The 20,787-nt window shown below is 54.9% G+C and carries 19 protein-coding genes; 9 read left to right on the forward strand and 10 right to left on the reverse strand.

What is annotated here, in order from left to right:
- Positions 1-254 precede the first annotated feature (254 nt).
- The 3 genes from EH207_RS04900 to yjiA all read left to right on the forward strand — a co-directional run bounded on the left by EH207_RS04900 (position 255) and on the right by yjiA (position 3,749).
- Positions 255-2,408: a carbon starvation CstA family protein gene (locus EH207_RS04900; RefSeq protein ID WP_137712976.1), complete on the forward strand. Its 2,154-nt coding sequence runs from the start codon at positions 255-257 to the stop codon at positions 2,406-2,408.
- A 143-nt stretch (positions 2,409-2,551) separates the two neighbouring features.
- Positions 2,552-2,755: a YbdD/YjiX family protein gene (locus EH207_RS04905; RefSeq protein ID WP_137715267.1), complete on the forward strand. Its 204-nt coding sequence runs from the start codon at positions 2,552-2,554 to the stop codon at positions 2,753-2,755.
- Between the two features lie 31 nt (positions 2,756-2,786).
- On the forward strand, positions 2,787-3,749 hold the full coding sequence (gene yjiA, locus EH207_RS04910; protein ID WP_137712977.1) for a GTPase: 963 nt from the start codon (positions 2,787-2,789) through the stop codon (positions 3,747-3,749).
- Positions 3,750-3,805: 56 nt separating this feature from the next.
- On the opposite strand, the gene ybaK is transcribed toward yjiA, so the two are convergent.
- The 3 genes from ybaK to copA all read right to left on the reverse strand — a co-directional run bounded on the left by ybaK (position 3,806) and on the right by copA (position 7,721).
- Positions 3,806-4,285 carry a Cys-tRNA(Pro)/Cys-tRNA(Cys) deacylase YbaK gene (gene ybaK, locus EH207_RS04915; RefSeq protein ID WP_137712978.1) on the reverse strand — a complete coding sequence of 160 codons (480 nt, stop codon included), beginning with the start codon at positions 4,283-4,285 and terminating at the stop codon, positions 3,806-3,808.
- 3 nt (positions 4,286-4,288) lie between these two features.
- A complete protein-coding gene (locus EH207_RS04920) occupies positions 4,289-5,119 on the reverse strand; it encodes a TraB/GumN family protein (RefSeq protein WP_137712979.1) in 831 nt (276 codons plus the stop codon).
- An 82-nt stretch (positions 5,120-5,201) separates the two neighbouring features.
- Positions 5,202-7,721 carry a copper-exporting P-type ATPase CopA gene (gene copA, locus EH207_RS04925; RefSeq protein ID WP_137712980.1) on the reverse strand — a complete coding sequence of 840 codons (2,520 nt, stop codon included), beginning with the start codon at positions 7,719-7,721 and terminating at the stop codon, positions 5,202-5,204.
- A 183-nt stretch (positions 7,722-7,904) separates the two neighbouring features.
- Here copA and cueR point away from each other — a divergent pair, with 183 nt between their 5' ends.
- Positions 7,905-8,333 (forward strand): Cu(I)-responsive transcriptional regulator, encoded by a 429-nt coding sequence (cueR, locus tag EH207_RS04930; protein WP_137715268.1) that lies wholly within the window; start codon positions 7,905-7,907, stop codon positions 8,331-8,333.
- A 2-nt stretch (positions 8,334-8,335) separates the two neighbouring features.
- Here cueR and EH207_RS04935 read toward each other — a convergent pair whose 3' ends face one another.
- The 3 genes from EH207_RS04935 to EH207_RS04945 all read right to left on the reverse strand — a co-directional run bounded on the left by EH207_RS04935 (position 8,336) and on the right by EH207_RS04945 (position 10,259).
- The gene (locus EH207_RS04935; RefSeq protein WP_137715269.1) at positions 8,336-8,791 is read right to left on the reverse strand and encodes an NfeD family protein; all 456 of its coding nucleotides are present in this window, start codon (positions 8,789-8,791) and stop codon (positions 8,336-8,338) included.
- Complete coding sequence (locus EH207_RS04940) at positions 8,791-9,705, reverse strand: SPFH domain-containing protein (RefSeq protein ID WP_137712981.1); 915 nt, start codon at positions 9,703-9,705, stop codon at positions 8,791-8,793. Before EH207_RS04940 ends, EH207_RS04935 begins: the two co-directional genes overlap by 1 nt.
- A gap of 158 nt (positions 9,706-9,863) precedes the next feature.
- Positions 9,864-10,259: a hypothetical protein gene (locus EH207_RS04945; RefSeq protein ID WP_137712982.1), complete on the reverse strand. Its 396-nt coding sequence runs from the start codon at positions 10,257-10,259 to the stop codon at positions 9,864-9,866.
- Between the two features lie 373 nt (positions 10,260-10,632).
- Here EH207_RS04945 and EH207_RS04950 point away from each other — a divergent pair, with 373 nt between their 5' ends.
- From EH207_RS04950 to EH207_RS04970, 5 genes are all read left to right on the forward strand, one after another.
- The gene (locus EH207_RS04950; protein WP_137712983.1) at positions 10,633-11,469 is read left to right on the forward strand and encodes an ABC transporter ATP-binding protein; all 837 of its coding nucleotides are present in this window, start codon (positions 10,633-10,635) and stop codon (positions 11,467-11,469) included.
- The gene (locus tag EH207_RS04955) at positions 11,466-12,311 is read left to right on the forward strand and encodes an ABC transporter permease (protein ID WP_137712984.1); all 846 of its coding nucleotides are present in this window, start codon (positions 11,466-11,468) and stop codon (positions 12,309-12,311) included. Before EH207_RS04950 ends, EH207_RS04955 begins: the two co-directional genes overlap by 4 nt.
- A gap of 36 nt (positions 12,312-12,347) precedes the next feature.
- The gene (locus EH207_RS04960) at positions 12,348-13,319 is read left to right on the forward strand and encodes an ABC transporter substrate-binding protein (RefSeq protein ID WP_137712985.1); all 972 of its coding nucleotides are present in this window, start codon (positions 12,348-12,350) and stop codon (positions 13,317-13,319) included.
- 15 nt (positions 13,320-13,334) lie between these two features.
- On the forward strand, positions 13,335-14,705 hold the full coding sequence (locus tag EH207_RS04965; RefSeq protein ID WP_137712986.1) for an amidase: 1,371 nt from the start codon (positions 13,335-13,337) through the stop codon (positions 14,703-14,705).
- A gap of 205 nt (positions 14,706-14,910) precedes the next feature.
- Positions 14,911-15,708: an isochorismatase family protein gene (locus EH207_RS04970; RefSeq protein WP_137712987.1), complete on the forward strand. Its 798-nt coding sequence runs from the start codon at positions 14,911-14,913 to the stop codon at positions 15,706-15,708.
- A 23-nt stretch (positions 15,709-15,731) separates the two neighbouring features.
- Here EH207_RS04970 and yfaE read toward each other — a convergent pair whose 3' ends face one another.
- The 4 genes from yfaE to ubiG form a co-directional block, all read right to left on the reverse strand.
- On the reverse strand, positions 15,732-15,992 hold the full coding sequence (yfaE, locus tag EH207_RS04975) for a class I ribonucleotide reductase maintenance protein YfaE (protein ID WP_137715270.1): 261 nt from the start codon (positions 15,990-15,992) through the stop codon (positions 15,732-15,734).
- Between the two features lie 4 nt (positions 15,993-15,996).
- The gene (nrdB, locus tag EH207_RS04980) at positions 15,997-17,127 is read right to left on the reverse strand and encodes a class Ia ribonucleoside-diphosphate reductase subunit beta (protein WP_137712988.1); all 1,131 of its coding nucleotides are present in this window, start codon (positions 17,125-17,127) and stop codon (positions 15,997-15,999) included.
- 124 nt (positions 17,128-17,251) lie between these two features.
- The gene (nrdA, locus tag EH207_RS04985; RefSeq protein WP_137712989.1) at positions 17,252-19,537 is read right to left on the reverse strand and encodes a class 1a ribonucleoside-diphosphate reductase subunit alpha; all 2,286 of its coding nucleotides are present in this window, start codon (positions 19,535-19,537) and stop codon (positions 17,252-17,254) included.
- Positions 19,538-19,875: 338 nt separating this feature from the next.
- Positions 19,876-20,604: a bifunctional 2-polyprenyl-6-hydroxyphenol methylase/3-demethylubiquinol 3-O-methyltransferase UbiG gene (gene ubiG, locus EH207_RS04990; protein ID WP_137712990.1), complete on the reverse strand. Its 729-nt coding sequence runs from the start codon at positions 20,602-20,604 to the stop codon at positions 19,876-19,878.
- Between the last annotated feature and the right edge of the window lie 183 nt (positions 20,605-20,787).

Below are 20,787 nucleotides of genomic sequence, written 5' to 3' on the forward strand. Positions count from 1 at the left end.
GCGCGACGGCCACACGGGGGGATTTCTTCTGGCGACCACTCACAGGGTAATTTTAACCGCTTAGCTCGCTATACTGCCGTCCACCCAAATACCTGCCGCGGGCGCGCACGCGATGCCGTAATGTCCGCTATTATTTTCCTTATGCAAAACAGAAACGTGCGATAACACGCGTTATCGCACAAAGCCACACCAGGGTTTACCTTTTCACAGCGAGTAAAATCAAACAATTTCGATTTCTAATTGAAGGATGTCTTATGAAGAGCAGTGCCATTCTTAAACACATCCCCTGGATGATCCTCGGGGTCATCGGGGCTGCCTGTCTCGGCGTAGTCGCACTACGCCGCGGCGAGCATGTTAGTGCGTTATGGATTATTGTCGCTTCTGTCGCCGTCTACCTTGTGGCTTACCGATATTACAGCTTGTATATCGCGCAGAAAGTCATGCAGTTGGACTCGACAAGAGCGACGCCTGCCGTTGTAAACAATGACGGCCTAAACTATGTGCCGACCAACCGTAACGTCCTGTTCGGACACCACTTTGCCGCTATCGCAGGCGCGGGGCCGTTGGTAGGACCGGTGCTGGCCGCACAGATCGGCTATCTGCCCGGCACCTTATGGCTGCTGGGCGGCGTGGTGCTGGCCGGCGCCGTTCAGGATTTCATGGTGCTGTTCATTTCGACTCGTCGTAATGGCGCGTCGTTGGGCGAAATCGTCAAGAAAGAGCTGGGGCCGATACCTGGCACGATCGCGCTGTTTGGCTGCTTCCTTATCATGATCATTATTCTGGCGGTACTGGCGCTGATCGTGGTCAAAGCGCTGGCGGAGAGCCCGTGGGGGGTATTTACCGTGTGCTCAACGGTGCCGATCGCGCTGTTTATGGGCATTTACATGCGCTTTATCCGACCGGGTCGCGTAGGCGAGGTTTCGGTTATCGGCATCGTGCTGCTGGTGCTATCGATCTGGTTTGGCGGCGTGGTGGCGAGTGACCCGTACTGGGGACCGGCGCTGACCTTCAAGGACACCACTATCACCTTTACGCTGATTGGTTACGCCTTTGTTTCCGCCCTGCTGCCGGTATGGTTGATTCTGGCGCCGCGTGACTATCTGGCAACATTCTTGAAAATCGGGGTTATCGTCGGTCTGGCGATTGGCATTGTGATCCTGAATCCTGACCTGAAAATGCCGGCGGTGACGCAGTTTGTCGACGGCACCGGTCCGGTGTGGAAAGGCACGCTGTTCCCATTCCTGTTTATCACCATTGCCTGCGGTGCGGTGTCCGGCTTCCACGCATTGATCTCCTCCGGCACCACGCCGAAGCTGCTGGCTAACGAAACGGACGCGCGTTTTATTGGTTACGGCGCGATGCTGATGGAGTCCTTCGTCGCGGTAATGGCGCTGGTTGCGGCCTCTATTATCGAACCGGGCCTCTACTTCGCGATGAACACCCCGCCTGCGGCGTTGGGGATCACCATGCCGGATCTGCATAGGCTGGGTACGGCCGATGCGCCGATGATTCTGTCGCAATTGCAAGATGTTTCCGCGCAGGCGGCGGCGGTGGTCAGTTCCTGGGGATTTGTGATTTCGCCTGACCAGATTCTGCAAACGGCGAAAGACATTGGCGAACCTTCTGTGCTGAACCGCGCGGGCGGCGCACCGACGCTGGCGGTGGGTATTGCATACGTTTTCCACCAGATCATTCCGGGCGCGGATATGGGCTTCTGGTATCACTTCGGTATCTTGTTTGAAGCGTTGTTCATTTTGACCGCGCTGGATGCGGGGACGCGCGCCGGCCGCTTTATGTTGCAGGATCTGCTGGGCAACTTCGTGCCGTTCCTGAAGAAAACCGACTCGCTGGTGGCGGGAATGATCGGTACGGCGGGATGCGTTGGTCTGTGGGGCTACCTGTTGTATCAAGGGGTTGTGGACCCGCTGGGCGGCGTGAAGAGCCTGTGGCCGCTGTTCGGTATCTCTAACCAGATGCTGGCGGCTGTGGCGCTGGTATTGAGTACGGTTATCCTGATTAAGATGAAACGCACCCGGTACATCTGGGTGACGCTGGTTCCGGCTATCTGGCTGCTGATTTGCACCACCTGGGCGCTGGGGCTGAAACTGTTCAGCGATAATCCGCAGTTGGAAGGCTTCTTCTATATGGCCAACATGTTCAAAGGCAAGATTGCCGAGGGCGGCGCGGATCTGAGCGCGCAGCAAATCGCCAACATGAACCATATCGTCACCAACAACTACACCAACGCCGGTTTGAGCATTCTGTTCCTGGTCGTGGTATACAGCATTATCGCTTACGGTGTTAAAGCTGCACTGGCCGCTCGCGACGTTTCTGAGCGTACGGATCAGGAAACGCCTTATGTTCCGGTTCCTGAAGGCGGCGTGCAAGTTTCTTCCGGTCACTAAGCGTCACTCACCCTGTCAGATTTTGGGCGACGGCTGGCATGGCCGGAACGTAAAAGGTGACGGGTATGTCTACCCTGTATAATGTATAACGTTATACAGGGTATTTTTATAGTGACCGTTGTTTGCGGCGGTTGGAGGTGATGATGTTCGGCAATCTGGGAAAAGCAGGAAAGTATTTGGGCCAGGCGGCGCGTATGCTGGTGGGTATGCCGGATTATGATACCTATGTGCAACATATGCAGACCAATCATCCTGATAAACCGATGATGACTTACGAAGAATTTTTCCGCGAGCGCCAGCAGGCGCGCTATGGCGGCGATGGCAAAGGCGGAATACGCTGCTGTTAACAAATAAGCTGTCAGCAAATCGGGAACAGTTATGACTCTACCACTTTATGTAACCCTACTTACCGGCTTTCTGGGCGCGGGGAAAACCACCTTGTTACGCCACATTCTTAATGCCGATCATGGTTACAAAATTGCCGTGATTGAAAATGAATTTGGTGAAGTACCGATCGATAACGCGTTGATTGGCGAGCGGGCAAGTCAAATAACGACCCTGAGCAACGGCTGTATCTGTTGCAGTCAGGCGAATGAACTGGCGGACGCGCTGCTTGATCTGCTGGACGGCGTCGATAACGGGTCGCTGGATTTCGATCATGTCATCATTGAATGTACCGGTATGGCCGATCCCGGCCCGGTGGCGCAAACGTTCTTCTCCCATGAGGTGATTTGCGAGCGCTTTATACTGGACGGAATTATTACGCTGGTTGATGCGGTCCATGCTCAGCAACAGCTCGATCAATTTACCATTGCCCAGTCGCAGATTGGCTACGCCGATCGGATTCTGCTAACCAAAACCGATGTGGCGGGCGAGGACGAGGCGTTGCTTTCCCGTCTCCAGCGTATTAATGCCCGTGCGCCGATCTATCCGGTGATACATGGCGATATAGATTTGGGCGTATTGTTCAATATCGAAGGTTTTATTCTCAACGACAGGCTGGCGGTGAAAACCCCGGTATTTCGCTTTATTGCCCCGGCGCAAAATAATGTTCAGTCGATTGTGGTGTATCTGGATAAACCGGTGGAACTGCCGTCCGTATCGGATGTGATGGAAAATCTGCTATTGCGGTTTTCTGATAATTTGTTGCGCTACAAAGGTATTCTGGCCATTAAAGATGATGGGCGCCGCCTGCTGTTTCAAGGCGTTCAACGTTTGTATAGCGCCGACTGGGACAGAGAATGGCAGGATGGCGAAGAGCGGCAAAGCGTGCTGGTTTTCATTGGTCAGGATCTTCCTGAACAGGAAATTCGCGAGGCTTTTGCCCGCCTGACGGCATAAATATCACCTACCGCCTCGCAAGGTTATTTTTGGAGGCGCCTGCCTGAATAATCTACTCAATCGTGTTTGGCAATGTCGGCGAAGGTGGCGTGCAGCAGGCGCGCCAAATCATCGGCGGCCAGTTCGATATCCAGCCCGCGTTTGCCGCCCGAAATAAAAATGGTGCTGAACTGGCGAGCTGGTTCATCAATCACCGTCGGCAACGGCTTTTTCTGTCCCAATGGGCTGATCCCCCCCACCAGATAGCCGGTGACCCGTTGCGCGATCGCCGGATCGGCCATATCGGCTTTTTTAGCCGACAGCGCGCGCGCCACCTTCTTCAAATCCAGCATACCGGCAACCGGCGTCACGGCTACCGCCAGATTTCTGGCATCGCCATTTAGTAAAACCAGCAGTGTTTTATAAACCTGATCTTTATTCACCCCCAGTTTTCTGGCCGCCTCTTCACCAAAGTTGGTTTCTTCACTGTCGTGATGATAGCTATGAAGCGTAAAGGCGATCTTGTTTTTTTCGAGTAGTTTTACTGCCGGTGTCATGGTTCAAATATCCTTAGGCAATGTTTCGTTCAATTTTTCTTGTAAGAGCGACGGTAGATTGTCATCACCATATAAATGCAGGGCGCCCACGGCAACCACATAGTGACCGGCCGGCAGCGCCTGAAGCCGTCTCTGCCAGCGGCGGTTGCGCTGATTCACCAACAAGTCGCTCATTTCATGACTGAATGCGGCGGATATGACGGGCAGGCGTTTGCCGGGCCTGCGATCCAGCCACCAGCCAATCATGGTTTGCAGCAGGCGAGCGTTGGCGTGCCAGTGTTTAATCGTATCTTCCAACAATAACAGCCCGCCCTGCGGCAACTGTTGTAGCAGGGCGAGCTGGGCATCCAGCCCCTCAAGTTCGATAATGGGGAGTCCCTGAGATTTTGCCGCCGTGATAAGTTGATAATCAATGCCATAATCATGTCTGAGCCCCAGCCGCTGCGCCTGATGCGCCTGTAACGTCAGTGCGGTCTGCCAGGCGGGCAAACGGTCGATGCTGTTTTCGTTGACGGACAGTGATTCGCAGATTTTCCGCAGTTGACGATAGTCGGCAGGGCCCAGCCGCTGTGCGAGCGGCGCGTCGGTTCCGGTCTGTTCAAAAGGATAACCGGTGTTTGAAATGTCCACTTCGACAATCAGGGCGGTAGCATGCTGTAGCTGTTGCAACAGTTCCCCTGGCAGCGGCGACATGTCCGGGCTGCCCATATGAATACTGCCAACCAGATGGAGCTGACGCTGGTCAGCAAGTCGGACATCAATCCCGGGGTAGGGGTAAGTCAGAGGCGAAATAAACCCAAAGAAAGTGGCTATTCTACGCAGCAGTTGCCTCATAAATCCTATCTCCAAATGTGAAGACGACCATGCTAAACGCCAGAAGGCGAATCATTCAAGCGATACCGCTGTGCCTGTTTCGCTATCGGTCTTTGGGGTTGAAGCGCAATAGCCGGTTGGCGTTGCTGACCACGGTAATGGATGAGAGCGCCATCGCCGCGCCGGCAACCACCGGACTAAGTAGCGTCCCGGTCAGCGGGTAGAGCGCGCCCGCTGCAATCGGAATGCCGAGCGCGTTATAGATGAACGCACCCAGCAGGTTCTGTTTCATATTACCCAGCGTGGCTCTGGAAAGGGCCAGCGCGTCGGCAACGCCGTGCAGACTGGGGCGTATCAGCGTGATGGCCGCGGTTTCGATAGCGATATCGCTGCCGCCGCCCATGGCGATCCCCACGTCAGCCTGCGCCAGCGCTGGCGCATCATTAATGCCGTCGCCGATCATGGCTACGCGTTTTCCCTGCGCCTGCAACATTTTGATGGCATCGGCTTTGCCGTCCGGCAGAACGCCTGCCATGACCTGATCGATCCCGGCTTCTTGGGCGATGGTTTTGGCCGTCAGCGGATTATCGCCTGTCAACATCACCAGCGAGTAACCCTGCTGATGCAGACGTTGCAGCGCGGTAACGCTGTCCTGACGCAGTGGGTCCTGAAGGGAAAACAGGGCGACAAACTCACCGTCCGCCGCCAGCAACACCGGCGTCACGCCACGCCGGGCCTGTTCATTAATCAGCGTTTCTCCGGCCTCAATATCGATCCGGTGCTGTTTCAGCAGCGCCGGATTGCCGAGCAGCAGCGTCACGCCGCCGATTTCCCCGCTAACGCCCAACCCGCGCAGGGTACGGAACTGTTCAACCGTGGTTAAGGACAGCCCGTCAGCCCGTTCGATCAGCGCGTTGGCCAAGGGGTGGCGGGAGCCCTGCTCCAGCGAGGCCGCCCAGCGCAGCGCCTGTTGTTCGGTTATCGAACCAAACGTCTGGATATCGGCGACGTGCGGCTGACCTTCTGTGAGCGTACCGGTTTTATCGAACACCAGAACGTCCAGTTCACTGGCCTGTTGCAACGCGTCGGCATCGCGAACCAGCACGCCCAGTTCCGCCGCGCGGCCCACCCCGGAAATAATCGACATCGGCGTTGCCAGCCCAAGCGCGCACGGACAGGCGATGATCAGAACCGTAGTGGCAATAATCAACGTATAGACGATTTGCGGCGGTGGTCCGACGAAATACCAGATTGCACCGCTGATGATGGCAATCGCGACGACGATCGGGACAAACACGGCGGAAATGCGGTCGGCCAGTCGGCCGATGGCGGGTTTGCTGCTCTGCGCCTGCCTGACCAGCCGAATAATGCGTGACAAGGTGGTTTGGTTGCCAATCGCGTTCGCACGGAATAACGCACCGCCATCAGCAACCAGCGTACCGGCCCGCACTGTATCACCAAGGGTTTTGTGCTGCGCAATGGGCTCGCCGGTCAACATGGCTTCATCGACCCACAGTTCCCCTTGACGGATTTCTCCGTCGACAGGAATGCGATCGCCGGTGGCCAGCCGCAGCGTCATGCCGGCCTGCACCGCGGATAACGGCAGGGTTTTCTCTCCGTCAGGCGTGACGACGCGGGCGCTCGGCGGCGTCAAGTCCAACAGTTTTTCCAGCGCGTGTGAGGAACGCTGGCGGGCACGTTGTTCCAGAGCATGGCCGAGATTAATCAGTCCGATAATCATGGCGCAGGCTTCATAATAAAGGTGGCGCGCCGCCATAGGAAACACCTCTGGCCACAGATTGACGGTAATGGAGTAGAGCCAGGCCGCGCCGGTGCCGAGCGCCACCAGCGTATCCATGGTTGCGGCGCCATTTTTCAGGTTACGCCAGGCGTTACGGTAAAAATGGCCTCCGGCGAAAATCATCACGGCCAGCGTCAGCGAACCGACCGCCAGCCACGGCGTGCGGCTTTCCGGCGTCAGCATCATGCTGCCGCCCAGCACGCCCCAGAGCATCAGCGGTACGCCCAGCGACAGCCCCAACGCGGCCTGCCATTGGAAGCGGTGTGCGTTTTGCCGCGCGGTTTCCTGCTGACGGGCCCTGCGATCCTCTTCATCCTGAATGATTTCCGCGCCATAGCCCGCCTGTTCGACCGCCGCAATCAAAGCTTCATGGCGCGCGCTTCCGCTGACCAGCGCGCTGCGTTCCGCCAGATTGACCTGCGCCTGCGTCACGCCTTCGACATTCGATAAAGCACGCTGAACGCGGTTAACGCAACTGGCGCAACTCATGCCCTGAAGCAGAAGCTGCACGCTGTCGTCCTGATCGCCGTCATCGGTCAGGGGGGCCGGAAGAGGGTTTTGTGCCGCTGGCAGCGCTTCCGGCGCGATCGCTGCCAGCGGCTCAGTTTTTGGGTGAGCGTTCTCCTGTCGGCTAGCCTGATAGCCCGCCTGTTCGATACTGTTAATCAGCGCCTGAGCATCAGCATCGCCGGTGACGCTGGCGGAGTCGAGCGTGACGTCGGCCTGTTCGACGCCGGGCAGCGTTTCCAGCGTTTGTTTGACACGTTGAACACAATGTCCGCAGGTAAGACCCTGCAACGACAATACGATCGTTTGTGACATAATCTTCATCTCCTGTGAGTTCAGCCGCGGTTAACGGCGGGCTTCATCTTGTCGTCTTTCAGATTGGGTAAGCGTAGCGGGCAAGCTGAAACAGCGGAAGCGCTCTGGCTCGATGGCGGTCTGATTTTACGACGTATCAACAGGTTAAACCTTCCATCAAGGGGAGGGTCAAGGGGGTAAATGATGAAAATCAGCGATGTGGCAAAAAAAACCGGTCTTAACAGCAAGACGATTCGCTTTTATGAACAGAAAGCGTTGATGACGGCGCCGCTACGTTCTGAAAATGGCTATCGTAGTTATAACGCGCATCATATCGAAGAATTGACGCTGCTGCGTCAGGCGCGTCAGGTGGGGTTTAACCTTGATGAATGCCGTGAACTGGTGGCGCTGTTTAACGATCCCTTGCGGCACAGTGCGGATGTGAAAGCGCGTACGATGAAAAAAGTGAAGGAAATTGAATTGCATATTGAAGATCTGAAAGCGATGCGCCAGCGTTTACTGGCACTGGCGGAACAGTGTCCGGGGGATAGCGGGGCAGAGTGCCCGATAATCAATAACCTTGCGGGGTGTTGCCCTACGAAGGCAGGGCGTCCCGCCGATGATAACGTCTGAGATCAAGGCTTCACTTCACGTACATGCAGCGTAATGCCTTCAACGGCAATCACTTCAACGTGCGTACCGGCAGTCAAATCCTGTTTTGACGCCACTCGCCAGGTACTGTCGCCGATGCGCACCCGTCCAAGGCCATCTTCAATGGGTTCACTCAGCGTCGTGCGCAGGCCAACCATCTGTTGTCCGCGTTGATTCAACGACTGCCGTGGTTGCGCGAGCGTGCGCTTGCGCAACCAGTACCACCAGAGCAGGGCGGTGATAATCGTGAGTACGGAAAAGGCGATGCCTTGCCACTGCCATGAAAACGGTATGGCCCAAACCAGCAGACCGACCAGTATCGCAGAAATACCGCTCCAAAGCAGATAGCCGCCGGCGCCCAGCATTTCGGCCGCCAGCAGCAGGCCGCCGAGCGACAGCCAGAACCAGTGTGCATTCTCCATCGCCAGTTCGATGTCCATCATTGGCCCCGGCTATCTTTGCTGTCTTTGATCAATTCGGTGATACCGCCAATAGCGCCCATCAGGTTACTGGCTTCCAGCGGCATCATGATGACTTTACTGTTATTGGATGCACCAATCTGTTGCAGCGCATCGGTATATTTCTGGGCGACAAAGTAGTTAATTGCCTGAATGTTACCGGCGGCAATCGCTTCTGATACCATTTTGGTTGCCTGCGCTTCCGCTTCTGCCGCACGTTCGCGTGCTTCCGCTTCGAGGAATGCGGACTGACGCTGACCTTCCGCTTTCAGGATCTGTGATTGTTTTTCCCCTTCCGCCCGCAAAATAGCCGCCTGACGCACCCCTTCGGCTTCAAGAATGTCAGCGCGTTTGTTACGTTCGGCTTTCATCTGGGCGTTCATTGCCGCGATCAACTCGGCAGGCGGACGAACATCACGGATTTCAATGCGGGTAATTTTAACGCCCCACGGGTTAGTGGCTTCATCGACGATGTGCAGTAAACGGCTGTTAATGCTGTCACGCTGTGAGAGCATCTCATCCAGTTCCATGGACCCCAGTACGGTTCGGAAGTTGGTCATGGTCAGGTTGACGATGGCCTGCTCCAGATTACTGACTTCATAAGCGGCGCGCGCGGGGTCGATAACCTGAATAAAGCAGACCGCGTCAATCGCGACATTGGCGTTGTCGCGTGAGATGACTTCCTGTGACGGGATATCCAGTACCTGTTCCATCATATTGATTTTACGGCCAATGCGATCCATGAAAGGGACCACCAGATTCAGCCCGGGCATCAGTGTCTTGGTATAGCGGCCGAAGCGCTCAACGGTCCATTGGTAGCCCTGGGGCACGATTTTAATGCCCGACCAAACAAGGATCAGCGCCACAAAGATGACGACGGGAATGAACGTTAGCATATGATACCTTCTCCTTAAGTACGTTTAATGCCTTAGTTTAATTGATAACACGCGGTAGAGAACGCGTTTTTACCAGACAGTGTGTACTAAGTTGAAGGTATTAACATTGAGCTATGTCTGTTAAGAAGACCGAAGGTATTTATATCCATTCGGACTAGTTAGCTGTTGGTGTAATTATCGTAGCTCTCTTTTAGCGTTTCCCAGTGTGTAATTAGCGTATCCGTTGTGGCAATAAGATTGTTGTGCGGACCGTCGTGATTGGGATTCAATTTGCCTTTTTTTAACTGAGAAAGGATCGCGTCAGCGTTTTCGGTTGCATTAAGGGTTTGCTTCTTAAGTCCTGAGGCATCGGTCGCTAATTGCTGAATAATCGGGTCGGCGGATTGGGTCGCCCGTTTAGTGGACAGTAACGACATGGAATACTTTAACTCGTTTAACTTATTCAGGTTTTCGTTGATTCTATCAATGGTCCCCTGCGCTTTCGGCGTGGAGCCGAAAGCGCTTTGGGAAGAACCGAAGGAGAATGAGTTTACGTTAATATGAGGTATTTTCATTAGTTCTAGCCTTCAACATTTGTTAGTTAATAGTTTTTTAAAAAATAATACCTAAGCGGCAATGTAACGATCCATGAGTGTCACAAAGCCGTCGGCGGTTCCCTATCACAAAGACCGCGTTATCTCTTACCAGGCCAATCATGAAACCGTCACGGAACGGGTTTTCAGCTCATCGTATCGATCCCTCCCGTTCAAACTCAGCCAGTGAAAAGCGGAAAAGCCGAGAAATTTTGAAAAGTTTGTTGTATTAGACAAGTTTGGAAGGTTTTTGCTACGGTCAATCGACTTCATTAATCCATGGTCCCTGTATCCGGCGATGCGCCCGCGCTGAGGCAAAGGGGTATCTGGAGATGCTGTTAATCAGGAGTATGCGATGAGCCTTTCACCAGCCATAAAAGAAGCACTACCTAACGATCCCGCTTTGCCTCCGGTCGCTATCTCGATGAAAGGGGTGAAAAAGCAGTTTCTGGATCACGATGAAAACGTCGTGGAGGTGATTAAAGACATCTCGATTGATATTTATCATCGTGAGTTTATCAGTATCGTCGGCCCCAGCGGATGTGGAAAGACCACCATGTTTAACATGATTGCCGGGCTGCTGACGCCTACCTCCGGTGATATTCAGGTATTTGACCAATACTACGCCATTCCCAAGAAAGGGCGGGTGGGTTACATGCTGCAAAAGGATCTGCTGTTTCCCTGGCGCACCATCCTCGATAACGTCTGCCTGGGACTGGAAATCAGTGAAGTGCCGAAGAAAGAACGTCATGAACGCGCTATGGCCTACCTGCATAAATACGGTTTGGGGGATTTCGCCCACGCTTATCCCGCCACGCTTTCCGGCGGGATGCGCCAGAGGGCGGCGCTGATCCGTACGCTGGTGATCGATCCAGACATCATTCTGCTTGATGAGCCGTTCTCCGCGCTGGATTACCAGACCCGGCTGGTGCTGGAAGAAGAGATCCTGTCGATCCTTAATGAATTCGGCAAAACGGTGGTGCTGATCACGCACGATATCGGCGAGGCCATTTCCATGTCCGATCGCATCGTGGTGATGTCGCAGCGACCCACCTGGAATAAAAAAACCTATGAAGTCGGTCTGGCCAAGCAACACGGCTCTACCATGGGGGCCCGTAAAGATGCGCGCTATCAACAATTTTTCGATGCGATATGGGGCGATATGGACATTCAACTGGGAGGTCGGCCATGAGTACGCCTGTTACCGCCGCGGATAAAAACCGTTCCCGTCTGTCGGCCCTAAGCCGTCGGCGCAAAAAGAAATTTAAGTCGCTGCTGAAAGATAATGGCTGGCGGGCGCTGATCCTCATCTTGTTGGTGGCGCTGTGGCAATACGGCGTAGACACCGGCGTGGTTAATGCTTTTCTAATGGGCTCTCCGGCGGGGATCTGGCAGGAGTTTGTCCGGTTGCTGGCCAACGGCGAACTGCTGACCAATGCCTATGTCACGGTCTACGCCACGGTGACGGGTTTTGTGCTGGGCAGCCTGTTGGGGTCGCTGTCCGGGCTGCTGCTGTGGTATTCACCCACGCTGGCGCGCATCCTCGATCCGTTTTTCATCGCCCTGAACGGACTGCCGAAAATCGCGCTGGCGCCCATCATTATCATCTGGTTCGGCTCCGGGTTATTTTCCAAAATCGCGCTGGCATTTATCGCGACTTATATCGTAGCGCTGTTGTCGGCGTGGCAGGGAACGCACCAGATTGATGATAATCAGGTGAATTTGATGCGTTCGCTGGGGGCTGATAAGAATCAGATTTTCCGCAAAGTGGTGATCCCGTCCACACTGCCGTGGATCATCTCAGCCTTCCGCCTGAACATCGGTTTCGCGCTGATTGCCGATATCGGCGGGGAATTTATCTCCTCTGATTATGGCTTGGGCAAAATGATTTTCGTCGCCGGAAACCTGTTCAACCTCAATGTGGTGTGGGTCGGCGTTTTCACCCTGCTGTTTGTCGCTATCGTGCTCTATCTGCTGGTTATCCAACTACAGCGCTGGCTGCTGCCCTGGGAACGCCAGTCCGTTAATCGTTAGTTATGTCGTTAACCCATTAATCGAAGGAATTCACAGATGAAAAAAATTGTTTCATGGCTGTGTGCCGCCGTATTTACCCTGGGCTCTGCCGGCGGCCTTGCCGCGGATGGCAAGCGCGATCGCGTGTTGGTGACGGAGGCATTTCACTCTCTGCTGTATCTGCCGGTTTATGTGGCGAAACATCAGGGAATGTTTGCCCGGAATCAGATTGATGTGACCACCATCCGTTCGGCTGGCTCCGGCCCTACCGCGCTGGCGGCGGTGCTGTCCGGCGAGGCGCAGTTCTCGGTTCACGGTCCTGAACATGTGGGGTTCGCTCAGCAGAAAGGCGGCCAAGCCAAAGCCGTCAGCGCCGTCGCCAATAGTGCGCCGGTGTGGATACTGGCCAAGCCGGGTTTTACCTTTAATTCACCCGCCGATCTGAAAGGCAAACGTGTGGTATCGGGGTTGGCGCCCGGCACGTCCAATACGTTGCTGCTGCGTCTATTGCAACAACAGGGTCTGGACCCCAAGAAGGACGTCACCATCGATGAGGTGCAGAACGGCGCCGAACTGGGACCGTTGCTGGCAGGAAGAGCGGACGCGGCGGTGGTCTATGAGCCTCAGGCGGATCAGGGCGTGGGGCAGGGGTTGAAAGTGATTTACGATTTTACCCGCGATTACCCTGAGTATGCGTTCTCCACCATCAATACCTCGGAGAAAATCATCACCGACAATCCGCAGTTGGTTGCGCGCTTCGTCAAATCCATCAACGAATCTCTGGCCTTTATTCACCAGAACCCGGATGAAGCGAAAAAAGTGGCCCGTCTGGAGTTTGCCGCTCTGGATAGCAAAGTGGTGGATGCCGCAGTGCAGCGTATGATCGACAGTAATGTCTATCCCGCTAACGCGGTCATTTCGCCTTTGGCGTTCACCACCGCGATCGATATTCAGAAATTCGTCGGCAATATCACTCAGGATATGCCTTATGAACAGATTGTTGATGGTCAGTTCGCCAGTAAGCCCTGATAAGGATCGGCTTTTATGAAAAATGTATTGGATCAGTCACCTTTTGCCACCCTTGCCGCCACCCGGCGGCTGTTGGCGGCGCGCAAAGTTTCGCCGGGTGAGTTACTGAGTCATTTTCTGGCGCGTATCGATGAGCGGGATACGCACATCAAGGCCTGGCGCTATCTCGACCGCGACGGCGCTAAACAGCGGGCGGCGGAACTGGACCGGCAGATGGCGGCCATTGCCTGCAAGCCGGCATTGTTTGGCATTCCCTATGGCGCCAAAGATATCTTCCATACGCGCGGATTGCCCACCGAGGGCGGTTCCAAAGTCTGTCAGGGCAGGGTTTCCACCGAGAACGCCAGCGTTATCGACCGGCTGGATGAGGCGGGGGCGCTATTGCTGGGTAAACTGACCACAACGGAGTTCGCCAATTTAGGTACGCCGCCCGAAACCGGCAACGCCTGGAATCCGCAGCATACGCCAGGTGGTTCAAGCAGCGGTTCCGCGGCGGCGCTTGGCGCGCGCATGGCGCTGATGACGCTGGGTACGCAGACGGCCGGATCGCTGTCCCGTCCGGCGGCGTTTAACGGGGTCACGGTGCTCAAAGCCACCTATGGACGCATCGGCAAAGCCGGGGTAATTCCCGCCAGTTGGTCGCTGGATCACGTTGGCGCCTTTACTCATACCGTTGAAGATGCTGTGCTGGTGTACAATACGCTGGCAGGCCCGGACCCGCGAGATGAAACCACCCATACGTTGCCTTATACGCCGCTGCAACTGAGGGAAAAGCATGACTATACCGTCGGTATCGTGGAGCATCCGTGGTTTGACAATGTGGATGAGGAGATCGGCGTTGCCTGCCAGCAGGCGATGGACCAGCTGGCCGGACACGGCGTCCGGCTGAGGCGAATCAAGCTGCCGGAGAGCTTTGATGCAGCTTGTCAGGCTCATCAGATTGTGATGCAGGCCGAGTGTGCCTCCTATCACCGCGAGGCATTCCTGCAAACGCCGACGCTGTTTGGGGACTATTTACAGGAATTTCTGCCGCAGGGTCTGGCTATTTCCGCCCATGAGTATCTGCAAGCCCAGCAGATCCGTGCTCGCTACCGGGCGGAGCTGGCGGCACGGTTTGACGCAGCGGATATCCTGATGACGCCGGCCACGCCGACGCTGGCGCCTTATAGTCTGGCGCGCACCGGCTCGCCGGCGTTTAATATGCCGTTCACCAATGCCGGCGTACCGACGTTGACGATGCCGGTCGGTTTTTCCCGTTCGGGATTGCCGATGGGCATGCAGTGGGTAGCCCGGCACGGGAATGAGCAGGCGCTGGCGGATCTGGGGTTATACTATCAGCAGATGACTGACTGGCATGCCTGTTTACCGCCGGTCTGTCGGCCATGAAAACAGAGTGCGTCCGCCGGTGCAGGCCAATCCGGTGATGCGTTGCAGGCGGCGTTGAAAAGCGCGCCTGCGTTTTTTTATGACGGGCTATCCTGCCCGTCACCCTGCGGGCCGCCGCAGGCGGCGTTGAAAAACGCGCCTGCGTTTTTTTAAGTGCACGGTCGTTGCGCGCGGTTTTTTTTCCGGTTAACCAGGATGGCGAGTTATGTACGATAAATTATTGACGGTTTCCGATGCGGCGAAAATGCTGGGGATCTCCGCCAGCACCTTGAGGCGTTTGGAGGAAAATGGCGAGGTGAAAACCTATGGCCTTAAAGTGGTTTACACTCCCGGCGGTCAGCGCCGCTATCTGGCCGATGAAATTCAGCGTATTTATTCACAGACCGGGTTTGCCAGTAAAATTGGTTTTGGCTCGAAAGCGGCGGTCCTGATACGGGATGTGACCTATGCCTTTATGGATTCGGGTTCCACGCTGGCGATCAATACGTCGTTTGATAAAACCGCGCTGCGTCAGTTGCTGGAATTGGCCAGACAACATCAATCGCCGACGATATTCAGCCGCACGATTTATCAGGAAGATCACCCCTTTTCCCGCATGTGGGGGAAAAAGTTCTCCTCTATCACGGTGCTGGCGGAGGATGCCTACCTTAATCAGATCGATGCCGCGTTGGAGGGCATCGCGTTCGATCGGATGCAATCCACCTGCTATATCTCCGATTTGCACGGTCACGAACTGGCGACGTGGCTAAAGCGGCAAGGCGTGGATACGGTTATTCTGGCGGGGGTGACCGCCAGCGGCAGCCTGCGCGCCACGGCGATCGAGGCGTTCCAGGAGGGGTTCCACGTGGTACTGCCGCGTGAGGTGACCGGTGATAGAAGTCAGTCCGCATTGGACTTTACGCTGTTGGATCTAAACGCCCGTTATGCGGATGTGCTTGGCATTGACGAGGTATTCGGCTGGCTGGCCGAACAGCCGGTTGCGGCGGAGCTGGTGCAGGCGTAACCCCCTCGCGGCAACGCGCCGCATCACATATCCAGTTCAATATCGTTCACCGGCATGCAGCAGCAGGGCAGAATTTCCCCCTGCTGAATACAGGCCAGCGGTGCCTGACGGTATACCACTTTCCCCTTGAGCAAGCGGATGCGGCATGTACCGCAATAGCCGGAACGGCACTGATATTCCACGCTCATGCGCCGGGATTCCAGCGCATCCAGCAGCGACGCATGTTGGTCGGAGCAGCTAAACTGCGCACCGGACGTGCGCAGCGTGATGATTGATGCCGTCATGTGGTTAGAGTTGGAAATCGCTGAGGTCATCGGCATTCATTTCAGAATCGATCTGACCCACCAGATAAGAGCTGACCTCGACTTCCTGCGGCGCGACCTGGACGTTATCGGAAACCAGCCAGGCGTTGATCCACGGAATCGGGTTGGTGCGCGTTTCAAACGGCAGCGGCAGACCGACGGCCTGCATGCGGATATTGGTAATATATTCCACGTACTGGCACAGGATATCTTTGTTCAGGCCAATCATGGAACCCTCGCGAAACAGGTAATCCGCCCACTCTTTCTCCTGCTGTGCGGCGAGCACGAACAGGTCATAGCTCTCTTGATGGCACTCTTCGGCAATCCGGGCCATTTCCGGGTCGTCATGACCCGCGCGCATCAGGTTCAGCATATGCTGGGTGCCGGTCAGATGCAGCGCTTCATCGCGGGCGATCAGCTTGATGATTTTGGCATTCCCTTCCATCAGTTCGCGTTCGGCAAAGGCGAATGAACAGGCAAAGCTGACGTAGAAGCGAATTGCTTCCAGCGCGTTAACGCTCATCAGGCACAGGTACAGTTTCTTTTTCAGCTCATACAGGTTAACGGAAACGGTTTTGCCATTGACCTGATGCGTCCCTTCTCCCAGCAGGTGGTAGTAGCTGGTCATCTCGATAAGCGAGTCGTAGTAACCGGAAATGTCTTTAGCGCGCCTCAGAATCTCTTCATTGGTCACGATGTCGTCAAACACCAGTGACGGATCGTTGACGATGTTGCGGATAATGTGAGTGTAGGAACGCGAGTGAATGGTTTCTGAAAATGCCCAGGTTTCCACCCAGGTTTCCAATTCTGGAATGGAGATCAGCGGCAGCAGCGCAACGTTCGGGCTGCGGCCCTGAATAGAGTCCAGCAGCGTCTGATACTTAAGATTGCTGATGAAAATATGCTTTTCGTGATCGGTTAATGCCTGATAGTCGATACGATCGCGGGAGACGTCCACTTCTTCCGGGCGCCAGAAGAAGGAGAGTTGTTTCTCAATGAGTTTCTCAAAAATTTCGTATTTTTGCTGATCGAAACGGGCAACGTTAACCGACTGGCCGAAGAACATCGGCTCAAGCAATTGGTCGTTTTTATTCTGTGAAAAAGTGGTGTAGGCCATTTAAGGTTCTCCAAAAAAATGCCTGGTGCATTTTTCAACGCCGCTTGCGGCGGCCCAATAAGAGGGCGGGCAGGGAAGCCCGCCATAAAAAATGCGGCGGTTGCGTAGCTGCCTTTAAAAAGGCTTAAATCTTACACGCGCCGCCTTCGCAGCCGTCATCTTGCGGATCGGCGAGCAGATCGTCCTGTGCATCTTCCGCGCCGTCCCGGGTGTTCTGGTAATAGAGCGTTTTCACGCCAAACTTGTATGCGGTCAGCAAATCTTTCAGCAACTGTTTCATCGGCACTTTTCCTGACGGGAAACGTGACGGATCGTAGTTGGTATTGGATGAGATCGCCTGATCGACAAACTTCTGCATCACGCCAACCAGTTGCAGGTAGCCGTCGTTGTTGGGCATTTCCCACAGCAGTTCGTAAGCGTCTTTCAGCGTTTCATACTCCGGCACCACCTGACGCAGAATGCCGTCTTTGGACGCCTTCACGCTGATATGACCGCGCGGCGGCTCAATGCCGTTGGTGGCGTTGGAGATTTGTGAAGAGGTTTCGGAAGGCATCAGCGCCGACAGCGTTGAGTTGCGCAGGCCGAATTCCTGAATGTCTTTGCGCAGCGATTCCCAATCATAATGCAGCGGTTCGTGACAAATCGCATCGAGATCGCGTTTGTAAGTATCAATCGGCAGCACGCCCTGAGAATAGGTGGTTTCATTGAACCACGGGCAGGCGCCCTGTTCGCGCGCCAACAGGTTGGACGCTTTCAACAGAAAGTATTGAATGGCTTCAAAGGTTCTGTGCGTCAGGTTGTTGGCGCTGCCATCGGAATAACGCACGCCGTTTTTCGCCAGATAGTAGGCGAAGTTAATCACGCCGATACCCAGGGTACGGCGCCCCATGGCGCCACGCTGCGCCGCCGGGATCGGGTAGTCCTGATAATCCAGCAGCGCATCCAGCGCGCGAACCGCCAATGTCGCCAGCTCTTCCAGATCGTCCAGACTGTCGATGGCGCCGAGATTGAACGCGGACAGCGTACATAGCGCAATCTCGCCGTTTTCGTCATTCACGTCGTCCAGCGGCTTGGTCGGCAGCGCGATTTCCAGACACAGGTTGGACTGGCGCACCGGCGCGATTTGCGCGTCAAACGGACTGTGCGTATTGCAGTGATCCACGTTCTGAATATAGATACGTCCGGTGGAGGCGCGCTCTTGCATCATCAGCGAGAACAGTTCGACCGCTTTGAAGCGTTTTTTGCGGATACCGCCATCTTGCTCGTACTGTACATACAGACGCTCAAACTCATCCTGATCGGTGAAGAAGGCGTCATACAGCCCCGGCACGTCGGATGGGCTGAACAGCGTGATGTCTTCGCCTTTGACCAGTCGTTGATACATCAACTTGTTCAACTGTACGCCGTAGTCAAGGTGACGAACGCGGTTGCCTTCGACGCCTCGGTTGTTTTTCAGTACCAGCAGGCTTTCCACTTCCAGGTGCCACATCGGGTAGAACAGGGTGGCGGCGCCGCCGCGCACGCCGCCCTGAGAACAGGACTTCACCGCGGTCTGGAAATGTTTGTAGAACGGAATACAGCCGGTGTGGAAGGCTTCGCCGCCGCGGATTGGGCTGCCGAGCGCACGGATCCGGCCGGCGTTGATACCGATCCCCGCACGCTGGGAAACGTATTTTACGATGGCGCTTGAGGTGGCGTTGATGGAATCCAGGCTATCGCCGCATTCGATCAGTACGCAGGAGCTGAACTGACGGGTCGGGGTGCGCACGCCAGCCATAATGGGCGTTGGCAGCGAAATCTTGAACGTCGAGATCGCATCGTAGAAGCGTTTGACGTAATCCAGACGGGTTGCTTTCGGATAGCCGGAAAACAGACACGCGGCCACCAGAATATAGAGAAACTGGGCGCTTTCGTAGATGTCGCCGGTTACGCGGTTCTGAACCAGATATTTCCCTTCCAGTTGTTTAACCGCGGCGTAAGAGAAGTTCATGTCACGCCAGTGATCGATGAACGCGTCCATTTCGGCGAACTCTTCCGCGCTGTAGTCTTCCAGCAGGTGTTTGTCGTACTTACCCATATCGACCATTCTGGCGACGTGGGCCAGCAGCGTTGGCGGCTCAAACTGGCCGTAGGCTTTTTTGCGCAGGTGGAAGATCGCCAGACGCGCGGCCAGATATTGGTAATCCGGGCTTTCCCGTGAAATCAGGTCGGCGGCCGCCTTGATGATGGTTTCGTGGATATCGGAGGTCTTGATGCCGTCATAAAATTGAATGTGCGAGCGCAGTTCCACCTGGGAAACGGAAACATTGTGCAAACCTTCTGCGGCCCAGGTAATGACGCGGTGGATTTTATCCAGATTGATTTTTTCTTTCGTTCCATCGCGTTTGGTAACGAGCAAGCTCTGGTTCATGTTGGGATTTACCTATTGGTGGAATAAAAATATCCCCTGTTTATTCACAGATGTTCTGCTGTGGCTAACTCTGTGGATAAATACTACATATAGGGGATTTTTGATAAAGGAGTCACTATATGCTGAGTATTGTAGTGAGGATTCTTTTAAGAACAAGAGTTGATTTTGGCGTTAAATTGAGGTTGTGAAACGGCCTGTTTTGCTTAAGCCTCGTTTTGTAAGGGGAAAACCGGGGTCAACAATCTAGAAAAAGAGAGAAAATCCGAATAGGTCAGCGATTTCCTCGTCAATGAAAAGAGATTGCGCAACAGGATGTTACGCAATAATTAAGATTATTCTTAATCCGCCAGGCCGGGCGCGTATGCATGTAACATATAATTTACATCCACATTCGGGCCGAGCTTAAAGTGATCCGTCAGCGGATTGTAGTGCAGCCCGGTGATATGTTTCTCGCGCAGCGGGGTGGCATCAATCCAGCCAATCAGTTCGGCTGGCCGGATGAACTTTTTAATATCATGCGTGCCGCGCGGCAACATTTTCAGAATATATTCCGCGCCAATTATCAACATCATCCATGCTTTGGCGTTGCGGTTAATGGTGGAGAAAAAGACGTGGCCGCCCGGTTTGACCAGTCTGGCGCAGGCCTCAACGACAGACTGCGGATCGGGAACATGCTCCAGCATTTCCATACAGGTGACGACATCGTATTCACCCGCGTGCGACTGAGCATGCGCCTCGACGGTTTCCTGAACATAATCCACCGTCACCGCGCTTTCCAGCGCGTGCAAACGAGCAACCTGCAAGGGTTCCGCCCCCATATCCAGACCGGTCACGTCTGCGCCTTCGCGCGCCATACTCTCGGCCAGAATGCCGCCGCCACAGCCGACATCCAGCACTTTTTTACCAAAAAGCCCGTCAGCGCGCTGGGCGATGTAGTCCAGCCGCAGCGGGTTGATGCGGTGTAGCGGTTTAAATTCGCCCTCCAAATCCCACCAGCGGGACGCGATCGCCTCGAATTTGGCGATTTCCTGATGGTCGACGTTTGGGTTTTGATTTTCAGCGTTCATTTACAATCACGACCTATTGGTTATCTGCAACTGAATGCAAGTATATCGATACCGTTGACGATGTTGTAGCAATCATCAATTTTCCGGCGTCGCGCTTAAGCGAATATTCACCCGTTGAATAGCGGGGGAGTTTCCCCAGAAACGGCGGCTTGTGATATACTTTTTCACCTTTTGAACTCGGGT

Origin of the sequence: Brenneria rubrifaciens (assembly GCF_005484945.1) — a bacterium.
In the GTDB taxonomy this organism is placed as follows: Bacteria; Pseudomonadota; Gammaproteobacteria; order Enterobacterales; family Enterobacteriaceae; genus Brenneria; species Brenneria rubrifaciens.